This window comes from Methylobacterium sp. Leaf89, assembly GCF_001422215.1.
GTDB lineage: Bacteria > Pseudomonadota > Alphaproteobacteria > Rhizobiales > Beijerinckiaceae > Methylobacterium.
In genome coordinates this window covers 608,991-625,226 of sequence record NZ_LMML01000029.1, presented here as the reverse complement: position 1 = coordinate 625,226, position 16,236 = coordinate 608,991, and the positions used below count along the sequence as shown (strand labels likewise).

General features: G+C 65.2%; 13 protein-coding genes. 4 read left to right on the top strand and 9 right to left on the bottom strand.

Features of this window, described 5'->3' with window-relative positions:
• Window positions 1–28: 28 nt before the first annotated feature.
• The 7 genes from mltG to ASF18_RS18250 all read right to left on the bottom strand — a co-directional run bounded on the left by mltG (window position 29) and on the right by ASF18_RS18250 (window position 7,590).
• Window positions 29–1,390, bottom strand: a complete 1,362-nt coding sequence (gene mltG, locus ASF18_RS18275) for an endolytic transglycosylase MltG (RefSeq protein ID WP_056211020.1) — start codon at window positions 1,388–1,390, stop codon at window positions 29–31.
• 513 nt (window positions 1,391–1,903) lie between these two features.
• Complete coding sequence (locus ASF18_RS23845) at window positions 1,904–3,019, bottom strand: hypothetical protein (protein ID WP_156649931.1); 1,116 nt, start codon at window positions 3,017–3,019, stop codon at window positions 1,904–1,906.
• 68 nt (window positions 3,020–3,087) lie between these two features.
• Window positions 3,088–4,353, bottom strand: a complete 1,266-nt coding sequence (gene fabF / locus ASF18_RS18270) for a beta-ketoacyl-ACP synthase II (RefSeq protein WP_056353760.1) — start codon at window positions 4,351–4,353, stop codon at window positions 3,088–3,090.
• Between the two features lie 87 nt (window positions 4,354–4,440).
• The gene (locus tag ASF18_RS18265) at window positions 4,441–4,677 is read right to left on the bottom strand and encodes an acyl carrier protein (RefSeq protein WP_018044468.1); all 237 of its coding nucleotides are present in this window, start codon (window positions 4,675–4,677) and stop codon (window positions 4,441–4,443) included.
• Between the two features lie 374 nt (window positions 4,678–5,051).
• Window positions 5,052–5,792 carry a 3-oxoacyl-[acyl-carrier-protein] reductase gene (gene fabG / locus ASF18_RS18260; protein ID WP_056353757.1) on the bottom strand — a complete coding sequence of 247 codons (741 nt, stop codon included), beginning with the start codon at window positions 5,790–5,792 and terminating at the stop codon, window positions 5,052–5,054.
• A 16-nt stretch (window positions 5,793–5,808) separates the two neighbouring features.
• A complete protein-coding gene (gene fabD / locus ASF18_RS18255) occupies window positions 5,809–6,750 on the bottom strand; it encodes an ACP S-malonyltransferase (protein WP_056354540.1) in 942 nt (313 codons plus the stop codon).
• Window positions 6,751–6,867: 117 nt separating this feature from the next.
• A complete protein-coding gene (locus ASF18_RS18250) occupies window positions 6,868–7,590 on the bottom strand; it encodes a carbonic anhydrase (RefSeq protein ID WP_056353754.1) in 723 nt (240 codons plus the stop codon).
• A 230-nt stretch (window positions 7,591–7,820) separates the two neighbouring features.
• Between ASF18_RS18250 and rpoZ the strand changes: the two genes are divergently transcribed.
• The 3 genes from rpoZ to ASF18_RS18235 all read left to right on the top strand — a co-directional run bounded on the left by rpoZ (window position 7,821) and on the right by ASF18_RS18235 (window position 11,719).
• Window positions 7,821–8,231 carry a DNA-directed RNA polymerase subunit omega gene (gene rpoZ, locus ASF18_RS18245; protein WP_056211011.1) on the top strand — a complete coding sequence of 137 codons (411 nt, stop codon included), beginning with the start codon at window positions 7,821–7,823 and terminating at the stop codon, window positions 8,229–8,231.
• 184 nt (window positions 8,232–8,415) lie between these two features.
• Window positions 8,416–10,659, top strand: coding sequence for a bifunctional (p)ppGpp synthetase/guanosine-3',5'-bis(diphosphate) 3'-pyrophosphohydrolase (locus ASF18_RS18240; protein WP_056272811.1), 2,244 nt, complete (start codon window positions 8,416–8,418; stop codon window positions 10,657–10,659).
• Window positions 10,660–11,044: 385 nt separating this feature from the next.
• Window positions 11,045–11,719 carry an NYN domain-containing protein gene (locus ASF18_RS18235; protein ID WP_056211007.1) on the top strand — a complete coding sequence of 225 codons (675 nt, stop codon included), beginning with the start codon at window positions 11,045–11,047 and terminating at the stop codon, window positions 11,717–11,719.
• A 554-nt stretch (window positions 11,720–12,273) separates the two neighbouring features.
• Here the strand turns inward: ASF18_RS18235 and smpB are convergent.
• Window positions 12,274–12,747, bottom strand: a complete 474-nt coding sequence (smpB, locus tag ASF18_RS18230) for an SsrA-binding protein SmpB (protein ID WP_056189358.1) — start codon at window positions 12,745–12,747, stop codon at window positions 12,274–12,276.
• An 82-nt stretch (window positions 12,748–12,829) separates the two neighbouring features.
• Complete coding sequence (gene dapA, locus ASF18_RS18225; RefSeq protein ID WP_056353751.1) at window positions 12,830–13,729, bottom strand: 4-hydroxy-tetrahydrodipicolinate synthase; 900 nt, start codon at window positions 13,727–13,729, stop codon at window positions 12,830–12,832.
• Window positions 13,730–13,916: 187 nt separating this feature from the next.
• Between dapA and ASF18_RS18220 the strand changes: the two genes are divergently transcribed.
• Complete coding sequence (locus tag ASF18_RS18220) at window positions 13,917–16,184, top strand: transglycosylase SLT domain-containing protein (protein WP_056353747.1); 2,268 nt, start codon at window positions 13,917–13,919, stop codon at window positions 16,182–16,184.
• The last annotated feature ends 52 nt before the right edge of the window (window positions 16,185–16,236 follow it).

Sequence of the window (16,236 nt, the reverse complement as noted above, 5' to 3'; positions counted from 1 at the left end):
GTGGATCATCCGGCTGCGTGGGCGGACGCTACGGCTGCTTGAGCACCGGCACGGTCTTGGGCGAGTTCAGGTCGAAGGTCTTGTTGCGCAGGGGGTCGAGGCGCGTGCCCTCGGAGGCGTCGAAGGCCTTCGCGCGGTTGCCGGCGCCGTCGGGGCTGGCGGCCATGTTGGTGCCGTCGGGGGCGTAGGCCGAGGCGGTGCCGGGGACGGTGGGCGCACCCGGCGGATCGGCCTTGTCGACCACCGCGTCCGGCGTCGGCGTCTGGCGGGCGCGCTCGACCTGGCGCCAGCGGGCGACGTTGCGGGAATGGCCTTCCAGGGTCTCGGCGAAGGCGTGTCCCCCGGTGCCGTCGGCCACGAAGAACAGGTCCTTGGTGCGCGAGGGGTTGGCCACGGCCTCCAGGGCGGCGCGGCCCGGATTGGCGATGGGGCCCGGGGGCAGGCCCTCGATCACGTAGGTGTTGTAGGGCGTGGCGCGCTCGATCTCGGCGCGCTGGATGCCGCGCCCGAGGGTGCCGCGCCCGCCCACCAGCCCGTACACGATGGTGGGGTCCGACTGCAGCTTCATGCGCTTGTTCAGGCGGTTGACGAACACCCCGGCGACGCGGGGCCGCTCGTCGGCCCGGCCGGTCTCCTTCTCCACGATGGAGGCCAGGGTCACCATCTCGGCCGGCGTCTTCACCGGGATCTCGGCCGAGCGGCGCAGCCAGATCTGGTTCAGGACCTCGCGCTGCTTGGCGCGCATCAGGTTGACGATCTGCTGCCGGGTGGCGCCGCGCTCGAACTTGTAGGTGTCGGGCAGGAGCGAGCCCTCGGGCGGGATCTCGTTGACGTCGCCGGTGAGCACGTCGTTGTCGTTGAGGCGCATCACGATCTGCTCGGAGGTCAGCCCCTCTGGGAAGGTGATGGCGTGCTGCACCTGCCGGCCGGAGGACAGGGTCTCGATGGCCTCCCCGATGCTCGCATGGGCCTTGAAGGTGTACTCGCCGGCCTTGAGGGCCTTGCCCGAGAAGCGGGCGGCCCACTCGAACAGGGCGGTGTGGGTGATGACGCCCTCGCGGCTGAGCGCCTCGGCGATCTCGGTGGTGCCGCTGCGGGGCGGGATGACCACGACCTTGTCGGCGGGCAGCGGACCCGGCTCCTTGGTCTGGCGCTCGAACAGGGTCACGCCGATCATCACCGCGATGGCCAGCACCACGGAGGCGGTGAGCAGGCCGGAGATGCGGGCCAGCAGGCCGCCGCGCTCACGGACCGGACGGTCGGGCGGCGGGGGTGCGGCCGTGGGCTTGATCGCCTCGCTGGGGCTTCGCGGCGAGAGCCGGTTGGGCAGGGCCGGCTCGTCGGAGGGCACCGGCGTCTGCGCCGGATCTGGGCGTTTGCGGAAGAACATGGACATCCTGTTCGGGCCTCAGGTCCCCGCCCCGGCCGCCGCCGGATTTTTTAGGGGAGTCCGTACGCCCGAGTCGAGAGGGGCGCACGGGACGCGCAGTGTGGCGCGCGAACTTGGTGGGTTTTGTGGCGAAGGAGAGATTCAATGTTTTGACGGGCGGACGCTGCGAGACAAAGACCCTGTCCGTAATATAATGGCATACCTGATTAGGTTGCACTCTGCTTCAAATGAGATTCGGCTCACTGAGGCCGACAGGTAAGCGGAGGCGGATATAGAGAAAATTTATCGAGTTAAGTGATGATGCCTTTACAGAATCGATCGAATATTTTCTTGTACAAAATATTTAAATTAAACCAATCATATTTTAGATCAAGACTAACCTCTAGGCACCACAAAAAAGAATAAGATATCTCCTTCTTATAAGTGGAATGCGATCTCATATCAATCCATATGCAAGTGATGTTTAAGGCTACTATATTTAGCTCCGATTATAGATTTGAAAATTTAGATTAATTAATTGAAACTACCTTCTTTCCGAGACTCTGCTTTCTTTATCTGCGAATAGATGTTTGGAACGAGGCTCTCAATAAGAGTCTCTATCATCGGCTTTTGATTTACTTGCAAGGTCTCTAATATTACTTTATCACCTTTTTTAACGGTAAAATTCCTTTCTGTAGCCATCAAGGCAGATATTGCACCGTCAACCGATTTGTCTTTTCCAAATAATACAGATGAAATTAAACCTACGATCTTCGACTCCGTATTAGTTGCTTCATTTCGAAGAAACCTCACCATTCCGCGATCTTCCTTATAGGCCTGGAAGAAGAAAAACGCGACACTTTCGAAAAGAATTACAAATGTGAGCCTCGGCAAAAAAGTCATAAGGAAATCTTGCCAGCTCTGGTTTTCGACGCTTCTTCCGTAATTCTGATAAATAAAGTATCCCATCGCTATGAGACCTACCACAGCGAAAGCCATCCCGCACAAAACGTTAAAATTAGAGTTGCGTTGCTGTCTTTCAATTTGCTTGTGAAGCCCATCTATGTAGGAACTAAATTCTGCTTTTATCAATGCATAGGACTTCTCTTTAAAAATATTTGGTGCGAACTCAATCAACAGCTCTGATTTTGCAATATCCCTCACACTACCTCTAAACTTTGCATCAATATGATCTTTAATATTGGTCTCAAAACTCTTTAATACAAATCGATCTATTTGTTCGTCTGTCTTCGATTGAGGAATTGATTCTACTTTCCTCCTGATTTCGTTCAGATCTTCGCTCAGCTGATTCAAAGAAGTTGTGAGTTCAGCCTTCTGTTTCCAGACGTCATCTCCAAATACTTCTAAATAAGCTCCTGAAAAAACAAAAATTGCCAACGCTAGAAACGTCAAAGCTATAAAAAACGAAATCGATGATACGTATATTGCCGGAAACTCGAAGCCAGGCTCACGCCTCGCATCCAAGGCGACACTTAGTATATATAGCAGAACAGATGATACTAGGAAAAACCCGCCGATGTAAGCAAGTTTTAGTGAGCTTGATCTACTGAAAATGCGCTCTAATAATCGCGGCTGCAGATTTTGCTCAGTAATATTGATTGTGTTAGGGGGCTGATAGCCAAATGCCATAAAGTCGCTCCCTCGGGTGGAACTACTCTTCTATATAATGGATGCTATGCAAAAGTATTTCTAAGGATTTAAGAACCCACCCGTCGCATCACCAGCGACGCATTCGTCCCGCCAAACCCGAACGAGTTCGACAGCACCGTATCCACCCGCTTGCGCTTGGCCTCGTGCGGCACGAGGTCGATCGCGGTCTCGACGGAGGGGGTGTCGAGGTTGAGGGTCGGGGGCAGGATGCCGTCGCGGATGGCCAGGATCGAGAAGATCGCTTCCACGGAGCCGGCGGCGCCGAGGAGGTGGCCGATGGAGGACTTGGTGGAGGACATCGAGGCCTGGGCCGCGTGGTCGCCGAGCAGGCGCTCCACGGCCTTCAGCTCCAGCTCATCGCCCATGGGCGTCGAGGTACCGTGGGCGTTGATGTAGTCGAGGTCGCTGGCCTGGATGCCGGCGCGCTTCACGGCGGCGCTCATGCAGCGGAAGGCGCCGTCGCCGTCCGGGGCCGGCGAGGTGATGTGGTAGGCGTCGCCCGTAAGGCCGTAGCCGATGACTTCGGCATAGATCTTGGCGCCGCGGGCCTTGGCGTGCTCGTACTCCTCGAGCACGACGACGCCGGCGCCCTCGCCCATGACGAAGCCGTCGCGGTCGCGGTCGTAGGGGCGCGAGGCCTTGGTGGGGGCGTCGTTGAAGCCGGTGGAGAGGGCGCGGCAGGCGGCGAAGCCGGCGAGCGCGAGGCGGTTCACCGGCGATTCGGCACCGCCCGCCACCATGACGTCGGCATCGCCGAACTGGATCAGCCGGGCCGCGTCGCCGATGGCGTGGGCGCCGGTGGAGCAGGCCGTCACCACCGCGTGGTTCGGGCCCTTCAGGCCGTGCGCGATCGAGATCTGGCCCGAAGCCAGATTGATGATGCGGCCGGGAATGAAGAAGGGGGAGATCCGGCGCGGGCCCTTGTCGTGCAGGGTCACCGAGGCGTCGTAGATGCCGCCGATGCCGCCGATGCCCGAGCCGACCATGACGCCGGTGGCGCACTGGTCCTCGTAGGAGGTCGGGTGCCAGTCGGCGTCGTTCAGGGCCTCGCCGGCGGCCGCCATCGCGTAGACGATGAACGGATCGACCTTGCGCTGCTCCTTCACCTCCATGAAGGCGTCGGGATTGAAGCTGCCGTCGCTGCCGTCGCCGAAGGGCACGGAACAGGCGATGCGGCAGGCGAGATCGTCGACGGGGAACGCCGTCACGACCTTGGCCGCCGATTCGCCGGCGATCAACCGGCTCCAGGTGGCTTCGACCCCGCTGGCCAGCGGCGTCACCATCCCCAAGCCCGTCACCACTACCCGACGCATCGCGCTATCCCGAACCGGTCCTGTCATCACAACGAATGGCGCGCGGGGTCCGTTTCAGGGGACCCCGCGGACGCACGACCCGTGGCCTTAAGCGGAGTTCTTCTCGAGGAACTTCACCGCATCGCCGACCGTCTGGATGGTCTCGGCGGCGTCGTCGGGGATCTCGACGTTGAACTCTTCCTCGAACGCCATCACGAGCTCGACGGTGTCGAGGCTGTCGGCGCCGAGATCATCGATGAAGTTCGCGCCCTCGACCACCTTCTCCGGCTCCACGCCGAGGTGCTCGACAACGATCTTCTTCACGCGCTCAGCGATATCGCTCATCGGTCTTGGTCCTTAGCTCTTCAAGGTCGTGATGGTGCAAGGATCTTGTGGGTGAAGAGACTTGCTGGTGGAAGGTCGGTGAAGGTGCCGTGGCCGCCGTCCCGTCCCGGGACGACCTGTTCGGATGGAGCGGCCGGTGTGTTCGATCGCGCGTTTCGGGCAAGTCACCGGACTTGTCCAGTCAGTGACCCACGTTTTTCAAACCTCCGCAACACGCTGAATCGGCACCCCCCTCGCACGGCAGCCGGGGTGTTAACACAGGGTTCCGACGCTGGCGAGAGGCTGTTCACAACCCGTTCATCGGTGTGGCCTTTTCGAGCCAATCGCCTGTTTTTTGGTCTGTGCGCCGCAGCGAAACCGGGGCTCAGAACCCCTCAATACATGGCCATGCCGCCGTTCACGTGCAGGGTCTGGCCGGTGACGTAGGCGGCCTCGTCGGAGGCGAGGTAGATCGCGGCGGCGGCGATGTCGGCGCCGGTGCCCAGCCGCCCCATGGGAACGCGGCCGAGGATGCCCTCGCGCTGCTTCTCGTTCAGCGCGTCGGTCATCGGCGAGGTGATGAAGCCCGGCGCGATGCAGTTGACCGTGAGGTTGCGGGTGGCGACCTCGGCCGCCAGGGCCTTGGTCATGCCCACCAGGCCCGCCTTGGCGGCGGCGTAGTTGACCTGGCCCGGATTGCCGGTGGCGCCCACCACCGAGCCGATGTTCACGATGCGGCCGTGGCGGCGCTTCATCATGCCCTTCACGGCCGCCCGCGACAGCCGGAACGCCGCCGAGAGGTTGACGGCGATCACCGCGTCCCACTCCTCGTCCTTCATGCGCAGCACGAGGTTGTCGCGGGTGATGCCGGCGTTGTTGACCAGGATGTCGAGGCCGCCCAGCGCCGCCTCCGCCGCCGGCACGAGGGCCTCCACCGAGGCCTTGTCGGAGAGGTCGCCCGGCACGACGTGGATACGCTCGCCCCCGAGCTCGGCCGCGAAGGCCTCCAGGGCCGCCTGCCGCGTGCCCGAGATGGCGAGGGTCGCGCCCTGCGCGTGCAGCCCCCGGGCGATGGCGCCGCCGAGGCCGCCGGTGGCGCCGGTGACGAGGGCCTTGCGGCCGGTCAGGTCGAACATGGGCTTTCCTCGAGGTTCAGCCGAAAGCTGGGAACGCGGCGATGTCGTCGGGGGTGCCGACCGCGCTCGCCGACGCGCCGGCGGCGATCCGCTTGACGAGTCCGGTGAGCACCTTGCCGGTACCGATCTCGGTGAACTGGTCGATTCCGGCGGCCGCCATGGCGGCGACGCAGTCGCGCCAGCGCACGGTTCCGGTGACCTGGGCGACCAAGGCCTCGCGAATCGCGGCGGGATCGGTGAGGGGCGCGGCCAGCACGTTGGCGTAGACCGGCACCACGGGGCTGTGCATCGCGACCTCGACAAGTGCTCTCTGCATACGAGCGGCGGCCGGCGCCATCAGCGAGCAGTGAAACGGGGCCGAGACGTTGAGCAGGACCGCGCGCTTGATCCCCCGCCCCGGGGCCAGAGCCACGGCTCGCTCGACCGCGTCCTTGTCGCCGGAAAGCACCACCTGGCCGCCGCCGTTGTCGTTGGCCACCTCGCAGACCGCGCCCTCGGCGGCCTCCGCGGCGATCGCCTGCGCGGTCTCGGCATCGGCCCCGATCAGGGCCGCCATGGCGCCGGCCCCGGGGGCCACCGCGTCCTGCATGGCGGTGCCGCGGATGCGCAGCAACCGGGCGGCGTCCGCGATGGAGAAGGTGCCGGCGGCGCACAAGGCCGTGTACTCGCCCAGGGAATGGCCGGCCACGCAGGCGACGTCCCGCTTCAGGTCGAGGCCGCGCTCGGCCTCCAGCACCCGCAGGGTCGCGAGGCTCGCGGCCATCAGGGCGGGCTGGGCGTTGGCGGTGAGGGTCAGCTCCTCCACCGGGCCCTCGAACATCAGGCGGGAGAGCGGCTGGCCCAGGGCCTCGTCGACCTCCGCGAACACGTCGCGGGCCTGATGGAAGTGTTCGGCCAGCGCCCGTCCCATGCCGACGGCCTGACTGCCCTGGCCGGGGAAGATGCAAGCGCGCGCCATGGTGAAGTCCTCGTCGTGCCGGGTCGCCCCGAGAGGCTCGGCCCGGGACAGGAAGGGCGGCGCAGTCGCACCGCCCGCCACCTGTGTCAACATGGCACCGCAGCGAGGCCGGGCGCCCTACCCCTCGTTGAAGAAGTCGACCGTGCCGGAATCGAGGCTGTAGGAGGCTCCGACGATCCGCAGCTTGCCGGCCTTCAGGGGATCGAGGAGCGACGGCTCCGAAGCGCTGCGCAGGCGCTCCACCACCCGGTTGACGTTGGCGCGCACGCAGTTCTCGGTGAAGTCGCCGGGCTTGTCGCGCTGCGACAGCACCGCGGGCACGATCGGCTCGATCATCCGGCCGATCGAACCCGGAAAGACGGTGTTGTTCTGGACGACGTCGATCGCCGCTTCCACCGCGCCGCAGCGGCTGTGGCCCATCACCAGCACCAGGGGCACGCCGAGCTGCGAGACGCCGTACTCGATGGAGCCCAGAGCGGCGGTGTCGACGCAATTGCCGGCGTTGCGCACGATGAACAGCTCGCCGAGGCCGCGCCCGAACAGGATCTCCGGCGACACGCGCGAATCGGAGCAGCTCACCAGCACCACGAACGGGGTCTGGCCCAGCGCGATCTCGATCCGGCGCTCGCGACCCTGGACCGCGCGGACGGGGCTGTCGGTCTGGTAGAGGCGGTTGCCTTCCTTCAAAGCCTCCAGCGCCTGGTCGGCGGTCAGGGTCGTCTTCTTGGTCGATGGCGCCGCGGCGAAGGCGCGGGTCTGCAACGCGCTCGCCGCGAAGCATCCGGCCCCGAGCCGGCATCCACAGCCGAGCAGGCTGCGACGACTGAGTATCGTGGTCATGATGGAATATCCCCCTCGCCCGGCCGATGCACCGCCGCGCCCGGATCTTCTAAACCGTGCCGCAGCACCGCGTCGCTGAGGCGTTATGCGGGACCACAGAAGGGGATTGCCGGAGGATCGCCGAACGTGGGCAACGGGATAGACCCGCCGCAGCGCTTGTTGCCCGGCGTCAAGGGGTGTATGAGGCGGGCTCAGCCCAGAAATTCCGTCCGAGGAAGGAGCCGTCCGCCATGGCTCGCGTCACCGTTGAAGACTGCATCGACAAGGTCGAGAACCGCTTCGAGCTGGTTCTGCTGGCCAGCCACCGTGCTCGCCTGCTCGCCGCCGGCGCGCCGCTGACGATCGATCGCGACCGCGACAAGAACCCCGTCTGCGCCCTGCGCGAGATCGGCGATGAGACGATCACCGCGGACGACCTGAAGGAGCAGCTCATCCACTCGATGCAGAAGTACGTCGAGGTCGACGAGCCGGAGGCCGAGACCGTGCCGCTGCTGTCGAGCTCGCCGGCCGCTGCCGCCGTCGCCCCCCCCTCCTCCAGCGACGACAGCGCCGTCCAGTTCGATCGCATGAGCGAGGAAGACTTGCTACGCGGCCTCGAGAACCTGGCGCCGCCCACCGAGACGGACGACGAGGCCGAGTAGGCCATCGTCGATCCCCCAGATCCGATGAAGGACCCGGCCGCTGCGCCGGGTTTTTTCGTCTCGGGACCCCGGAATCGCGGCCGATGCGACGCCGTGGGGCTGGCGTGCCCGCGTGCGATGCGGGACACATCGTGGGAACGGATCCGGTACCGGGGCCGTCGCGCGTGAAAGGGTCTTCCGGCGGATGATGCGCCAATACGAACTTGTCGAGCGGGTGAAGCGCTACAATCCCGCCGCGAACGAGGCCCTGCTGAACCGCGCCTACGTCTACGCCATGCGCGCCCACGGCACGCAGAAACGGGCCTCCGGGGACCCTTTCTTCGCCCACCCCCTCGAAGTCGCCGCGATCCTCACCGACCTCCGGCTCGACGATGCCACGATCGTGGCAGCCGTTCTGCACGACACCGTGGAGGATACGGCGGCGACCCTGGACGAGATCCGCGAGCTTTTCAGCCCGGAGATCGGCGCCCTGGTGGACGGCCTGACCAAGCTGAAGCGCCTCGACCTCGTGTCCAAGCGGGCGGCGCAGGGGGAGAATTTCCGCAAGCTGCTCCTGGCGGTGGCGGCCGATGTCCGGGTGCTGCTCGTCAAGCTCGCCGACCGCTTGCACAACATGCGCACACTCCACCACATGCGGGCGGACAAGCGCGAGCGGATCGCACAGGAGACCCTCGACATCTATGCGCCGCTCGCCGGGCGGATGGGCATGCAGGAGTTGCGCGAGGAACTCGAGGATCTCGCGCTCCGCAACCTCAAGCCGGAGATCTACGCCACCATCGCCCAGCGGCTGTCCGACCTCTCCGCCAAGTCGGAACGCCTCGTCGAGAGCATCGAGCATGACCTGACCGCCAAGCTCGCGGCCCAGGATATAAAGGCCGTCGTCACGGGGCGGCAGAAGCGGCCCTACTCCATCTCGGCCAAGATGGAGCGCAAGTCGGTCGCCTTTGAGCAGTTGTCCGACATTTTCGGCTTCCGTGTCGTGGTCGAGACCCTGGCCGATTGCTACGGCGCTCTCGGTGTCGTGCACACGAGCTGGCCGATGGTCCCAGGCCGGTACAAGGACTACATCTCGACGCCGAAGCAGAACGACTACCGTTCGATTCACACCACGGTGATCGGCCCGAAGAGCCAGCGCGTCGAGCTGCAGATCCGCACGGCGGCCATGGACGAGATCGCCGAGTACGGCATCGCGGCGCACGCTCACTATAAGGAGAGCGGCGGCAAGGACGAGATCGGCGGTGGCCACCCGCGTCTCGCAACCGAGAGCGGCGCCTACCAATGGCTGCGTCGAACCATCGAACTCCTGGCTGAGGGCGACAGCCCCGAAGAATTCCTGGAGCACACCAAGCTCGAACTCTTCCAGGACCAGGTGTTCTGTTTCACACCGAAGGGTCGCCTGATCGCCCTCCCCCGCGGGGCGACCCCGATCGATTTCGCCTACGCCGTCCATACGGACGTTGGGAACTCGGCGGTGGGTGCCAAGATCAACGGCCGCATGGCACCGCTGCTGCACGAACTCGTCAACGGCGACGAGGTCGAGATCGCCCGGTCGGATGGCGCCTCGCCGCCTGCTGCGTGGGAATCCCTGGTGGTGACCGGCAAGGCGCGTTCGGCAATCCGGCGCGCGACCCGCTCGGCCGTCCGGCGCCAATATGCGGGCCTCGGGCGCCAGATCCTCGATCGTGCCTTCGAGCGGGCGGCCAAGAGCTTCTCGGAGGATAAGCTCCGCGGGGCGCTGCCCCGTCTCGCTCGTCAGAGCACCGAAGATGTCTTTGCTGCCGTCGGACGGGGCGAGATGTTCTCGGGCGATGTCGTGCGGGCGGTCTATCCGGACTACAAGGACGAGCGCCGCGGTGCCCCGGCACCCCTGCCGCAGCCGACCTCGACCGACGGAGCCGGGCGCCTCAGTCTGTCCAAGGATCAGACCATGCGGCTGACCTTCCCGGAGGGGCGAAGCGCGGAGCATGGCCGCTCGGACGGGATTCCGATCCGCGGTCTCGACAGCGACCTGCCGGTCAGCTTTGCGCCCAACGGTGGTGCTGTTCCGGGCGACCGCATCGTCGGTATCCTGACGTCGGGCGTCGGCGTCACGATCTACCCGATCCAGTCGGCTGCCCTCGCCGATTTCGACAACGAGCCCGATCGCTGGCTTGACGTGCGCTGGGACGTCGAGGCCGGGACGAGCGAGCGCTTTCCGGCACGTCTCGCCCTGCAATCGATCAACGAGCCCGGCGTCCTCGCACAGATCGCTCAGGTGATCGCCGATCATGACGGCAATATCGACAATGTTTCGATGAAGCGGAAGACGCAGGATTTCACCCAAATCGTCATCGATCTCTCGGTCTGGGACCTGAAGCACCTGAACGCCATCATCTCTGAGCTTCGCGGAAAGCGGACCGTGAACAAGGTCGAACGCGTCAACGGCTGAGGCGAAGGCGCGCTTAAAAAACCCGAAGCGTCTGTTTGGCCGCCTGCCGCTCCCCTTTCGCCCATCCGATCGCGTGAGGACGAGAACGCGAAGGACCCGATGCGGCACGCAGCGACGGTTGTATTTCTGGCGTGAACCTCTGCAGATTGCTGTCTGCCCGAATTCATATCCGACGAAATTTGACTTCTGACGTGATACGGCTTTAAACAATCAGAAGGTATTTCAGTCGACAAAGCTTCGTTGCGTGATCAATCCGTTCTTTTTTGCTTCGAGTGCATTCTGAGCATCTGCAACCAGGGCTGAGGAGCAAGCATAAGGTTCGGGGTCGCCCACCATTTTTTACAAAGATATTCGTTTTTTGTCTTCCTCTTAAGCGGGTCAACCCATGAGCGCACAACAGCGCAGCGCCATATTTATTGATGGCGCGAATCTTTACGCAGCGACAAAGGCACTCGGGTTCGACATCGATTACCGACGTCTTCTCCGAGAGTTCCAGTCAAGAGATTCGCTTCTTCGCGCCTTTTATTATACGGCAATTGTTGAAGACCAAGAATATTCGTCCATTCGTCCGCTGATCGATTGGCTCGATTACAATGGCTTTCGTGTCGTCACCAAGCCTGCGAAGGAATTCGTCGATTCGATGGGTCGGCGGAAGGTGAAGGGCAATATGGATATCGAGCTGGCGATTGACGCGCTCGAACTGGCCCCCCATATCGACCACATGGTGCTCTTCTCCGGCGATGGGGATTTTCGGTCCCTGGTCGAGGCGATGCAGCGCCGCGGTGTTCGGGTCACGGTCGTCAGCACGATCCAGACGCAGCCCGCGATGATCGCGGACGATCTGCGCCGGCAGGCCGACGAGTTCGTGGATCTCGCGCAACTGATCGCACGGATCGGCCGCGATCCCGGCGAGCGAAGCCCGCGCGCCCCGGACAGCCGAAATTCCGGCGATACGGGAACCCGCTTCCGCGGCGAGACGCCGGAGCGCTCGGCGCGGCCGAGCCCCGCTCTGGAAAGCCGTTACGGCATTCGCCAGAGCGATGAGGCGGTCGAGCCCTGAAACGTCGGAAGACTGGCGCTTGCCGCAGAGACTGAAGGATGAGGCCGGGCGATCCCGTCGCCCGGTCGAACGTCATGCCGGCCGACGGGTATCGAGCCGTCCTGGCAGAAGTCATCGGCACCTCGGTCGAGGCACAAGAGCAACGTTTGGGCGACAGCCTATCCCGTCGCATAAGCTTCGTTCCAGCGTTTGTAGCGGCGCGTGACGGCGATGCCGGAATGGCGCAACCTTCTCCGTGACGTCTCCAGCTCAAATTGGAGGCGGCGATCGCGGTGCAGACGATCCTGTCCCGCGTGACCGATGCGCCGTCTGGGCCGATGTCCGGCACGACCCGTTCCTGCCGCTGGCCGGCGGGGACCCAGTGACGATGCTCGGTGTGGCCCGCCGGCGGACGCGGATGGCGTTATGGGTTCTCGGCCGCCTTCGGAAAACAGGGCGAGCGCGCAACGTCTGACGACCCGTAGGCGCCTGGACAGCGGACGCGCTGCCGCATGTCGTCTGACCCCGATCTTGGTGGCCGCGGCATTGCCCGGGCCCGCGAACCACTCGTGGCCTCAGCCCTTGTCACGCATGATGCGGGCGCGGTCGCGCTGCCAATCCCGCTCCTTCGAGGCCTCGCGCTTGTCGTGCAGCTTCTTGCCCCGACCGAGGCCGAGCTCGATCTTGGCGCGTCCCTGCTCGTTGAAGTAGATCTTCAGCGGCACCACGGTGAAGCCCTCACGCTGGGTGGCGCCGATCAGCTTGTTGATCTGCTTACGATGGAGCAGGAGCCGGCGGGGCCGCTTGGTCTCGTGGTTGAAGCGGTTCGCCTCGACGTATTCCGGGATGTAGGCGTTGAACAGCATCAGGTCGGTGCCGGACGGGCCGGCATAGGCCTCCCCGATCGTCGCCTTGCCCTTGCGCAGGGATTTGACCTCGGTCCCCGTCAGGGCGAGTCCGGCCTCCAGCGTATCGGTGATCTCGTAGTGGTAGCGGGCGGCGCGGTTATCAGCGACGACGCGGCGGTTCGATTCGGGTTTGGGAGCCATCACAACGTCGGGTCAGGCCGGTCGCGCCATCGCGACCGGGCCGAGGGATATGGTTCTGCGCGGACCGCTTTGCCAGTCGGGCTCAGGCGTCGAGCAGGCCCGCGTGACGCAGGGCTGCGTCGACCAAGGTTTTCGTCTCTGCACTGACGGTGAGGAGCGGCAGCCGGACCTCGTCGGTCATCAGACCGAGCCGCGCAAGCGCGTACTTCGCCGGTGACGGGTTCGGCTCCACGAACATGCTGGCGTGCAGCGGCATCAGCCGGTCCTGGATCTGCAGCGCTTTGGCATAGTCGCCACCGAGGCTCGCCTCCTGGAGATCGGCACAGAGCCGTGGCGCGACATTCGAGACCACCGAGATGCAGCCGTGGCCGCCATGAGCGTTGAAGCCGAGCGCCGTCGCATCTTCGCCCGAAAGCTGGATGAAGTCTTCGCCCATGGCTTGGCGCTGCAGGCTGACCCGGTCGAGCTTGGCCGTTGCGTCCTTCACGCCGGCGATGTTCTTCAGTTCGTACAGGCGCGCCATCGTCTCGACGCTCATATCGACGATGGAGCGCCCGGGAATGTTGTAGAGGATGATCGGAATGCCGATGGCGTCGTTCACGGCCTTGAAATGCGCGTAGAGGCCGGCCTGGGTCGGCTTGTTGTAGTACGGCGTGACCACGAGTACGGCATCCGCTCCCGCCTTCTCGGCGTGGCGGGCGCGCTCCACCGCCTCGGCAGTGGAATTGGAGCCGGCGCCAGCGATCACGGGCACGCGGCCGGCGGCCTCCTCGATGCAGATCTCCACCACCCGGTCGTGCTCGGCATGGCTCAGGGTCGGGCTCTCGCCTGTGGTACCGGTGGGAACGAGCCCGTGGATGCCCTCGGCGATCTGCCAATTCACGAATTTGCGAAAGGCCGCCTCGTCGAAGGCGCCGTCCCTGAACGGAGTCACGAGGGCGGACATCGCGCCCCTGAGGCGTCGTGTAGAGGTCTCGGTCATCCTGGCGTTCCCAGACGTCGGTCTCGTCATGCGCCGGTTGTCCGGCAGCGGCACCGCTTCGCGCGGACGGGGAGACATAGGCCCTCGCCCGCACCGGCGCAAACGCTGCTTTCATGGGGTTAATGCCTTCTTAATGCCCTTCGGGTGAGCTTGAAGGTCTGTCCACGGTGATGGGACTGGAAGAACCATGGTGTTCTCGACGCAACGCGCGGCCCTGATACTGGCCCTCAGCCTGGCTTCGGCCGGCGCTCTCGCGGCCTCGGCGGGCCCGGACGGGGAGCCGAGCCTGCGGCCGGCGAGCGACGCGGTGGCGCCCTCCGCGGCACTGCCCGAAGCCAAGATCCCCGACCCGGTCGCGGCGGACGCGCTCAAGATCGACGCGAAAGCACCGGAGGCCGCCCCGAGCCAGGTTCTTCCCGCCGCCGCCAAGGCCTATGCCTCCGCCGACCCCGAGGCCGGCATCGCGTTTCCGCTTCCCGACGCGGCGGTTTCGCCCGCAGCTCCGATTCCCGATGTGCCGGACCCGGCCCGGGCGGCACAGGTGGCGCCTGACGTGGACCTGCCGGCCCTGCGCCAAGCCATCGACGCCTATCGCAAGGGGCGCGTCTCCGAGGGCGACCGTCTGCGCGACGGGGTCAAGGACCCGGCCGCGCGCGCGCTCCTCGAATGGGTGGCGATCCGGGCCGGTGCCGGCATCGGCTTCGAACGCACCGTCGCCTTCACGCGCAGCAATCCCGACTGGCCGGCCGGCCCCCTCCTGCGCCGCCGCGCCGAGGAGGCCTTGCTGACGGAGCGCAGGAATTCTGCCACGGTGCGGGCCTTCTTCGCCGCCTCGCGGCCGGCGAGTGCGCCGGGCAAATTCGCCCTGGCGCTGGCCTTCAAGGCCGACGGCCTCGACGGGGACGCCGCCGCTCTGGTGCGCGACCTGTGGCGCTCGGAAACCTTCGGCCGGAATCTTGAGACGAAGGTGCTGGATGCCTTTCCGACGGTTTTGACCCGGATCGATCACCGCTACCGCATGGAGCGGGCCCTTCTGAAGGAGGATTACGACACGGCCGGTCGCGCCGCGACCCTGGCCGGCGGCAGCTACGCGACCCTGGTCCGTGCCCGCCGAGCCGTGGAGGACAAGAGTTCGGCCGCGCCTGCCGCCCTCAACGCGGTCCCGCCGTCGCTGCGAAGCGATTCCTCCTACATCCTGTCCCGAGCGCAGTACTTGCGCCGCCACGACAAGGTCGTGGAGGCGGCCGCGATCCTGGCCACCGCGCCGACCAACGCGGACGTTTTGGTCGACGGCGACGAATGGTGGGTCGAGCGCCGGATTGTCGCCCGCAAGCTCATCGACGCCAACGACCCCGCCGCCGCCTATGCGGTGGCCCGCGCCCCCTGCGCCCGCACGGTGGAGAAGCGCATCGAGGCCGAGTTTCACGCCGGCTGGATCGCCCTTCGCTTCCAGGACGATGCCGCGAAGGCGGCGCAGCACTTCGACGAGGCCGCCCGGATCGCCGAGACGCCGATCTCGCTCGCCCGCACCGCGTACTGGCAGGGCCGGGCCGCCGAGGCGATGGGCCAGGCCGGGTCCGCCAAGACCTTCTACGAGCGCGCCGCTCTCCAGCCCATCGCGTATTACGGACAACTGGCGCGGACCAAACTCGGACGTTCCAGCCTGTCCCTGCGCAGCATCCCCAGCCTCGACGCGACCCAGCAGGCCGCCTTCGACCAGCGCCTCTACGTCCGTGCCCTGAAGATGCTGGAGGCTGCCGCGATCCGCGACCTCGCGCTACCGCTCTACATCGATACGGCGAACCGCCTCACGGATGCGGCCGAACTCGAAGCGCTCGGCAACGTCGCCGCAGAGCAGCGCAACTCCCGCGCCCTCGTCGCCATCGGCAAGATCGCGGTGCAGCGCGGGCTACCGCTCGACGCCCACGCCTACCCGACCATCGGCATCCCGAACTACGAGGCTTCGGCCGCCGTTCCCCTGGTGGAGAGGGCGATGGTCTTCGCCATCGCTCGGCAGGAAAGTCAATTCGACCCGCAGGCGCAATCCAGCGTGGGCGCCCGCGGCTTGATGCAGATGATGCCGGCCACCGCCCAGCGCACGGCGCGCCGGGTCAGCGCCAGCTTCGACCCGGACCGCCTGACCAGCGACCCCGCCTACAATGCCCGCCTCGGTCAGGCCCATCTCGGCGAACTGATGGAGGATTGGCGCGGCTCCTACATCCTCGCCTTCGCTTCCTACAATGCCGGCGGCGGGAACGTGAAGAAGTGGATCGACGCCTACGGCGATCCCCGCAAGGGCGGTGTCGACCCCATCGACTGGGTCGAGCGCATCCCGTTCACCGAGACGCGCAACTACGTCCAGCGGGTGATGGAGAACCTGCAGGTCTACCGCAATCGCCTGGACGGCAAGAGCGCCCTGCTCATCGACGGCGACCTTCAGCGCGGGGCGCGCTGAAGGTCGCGTGGTCAGGCGGGTCCGGCCGCGCTACTTGGCAGGGTCTCCCCCG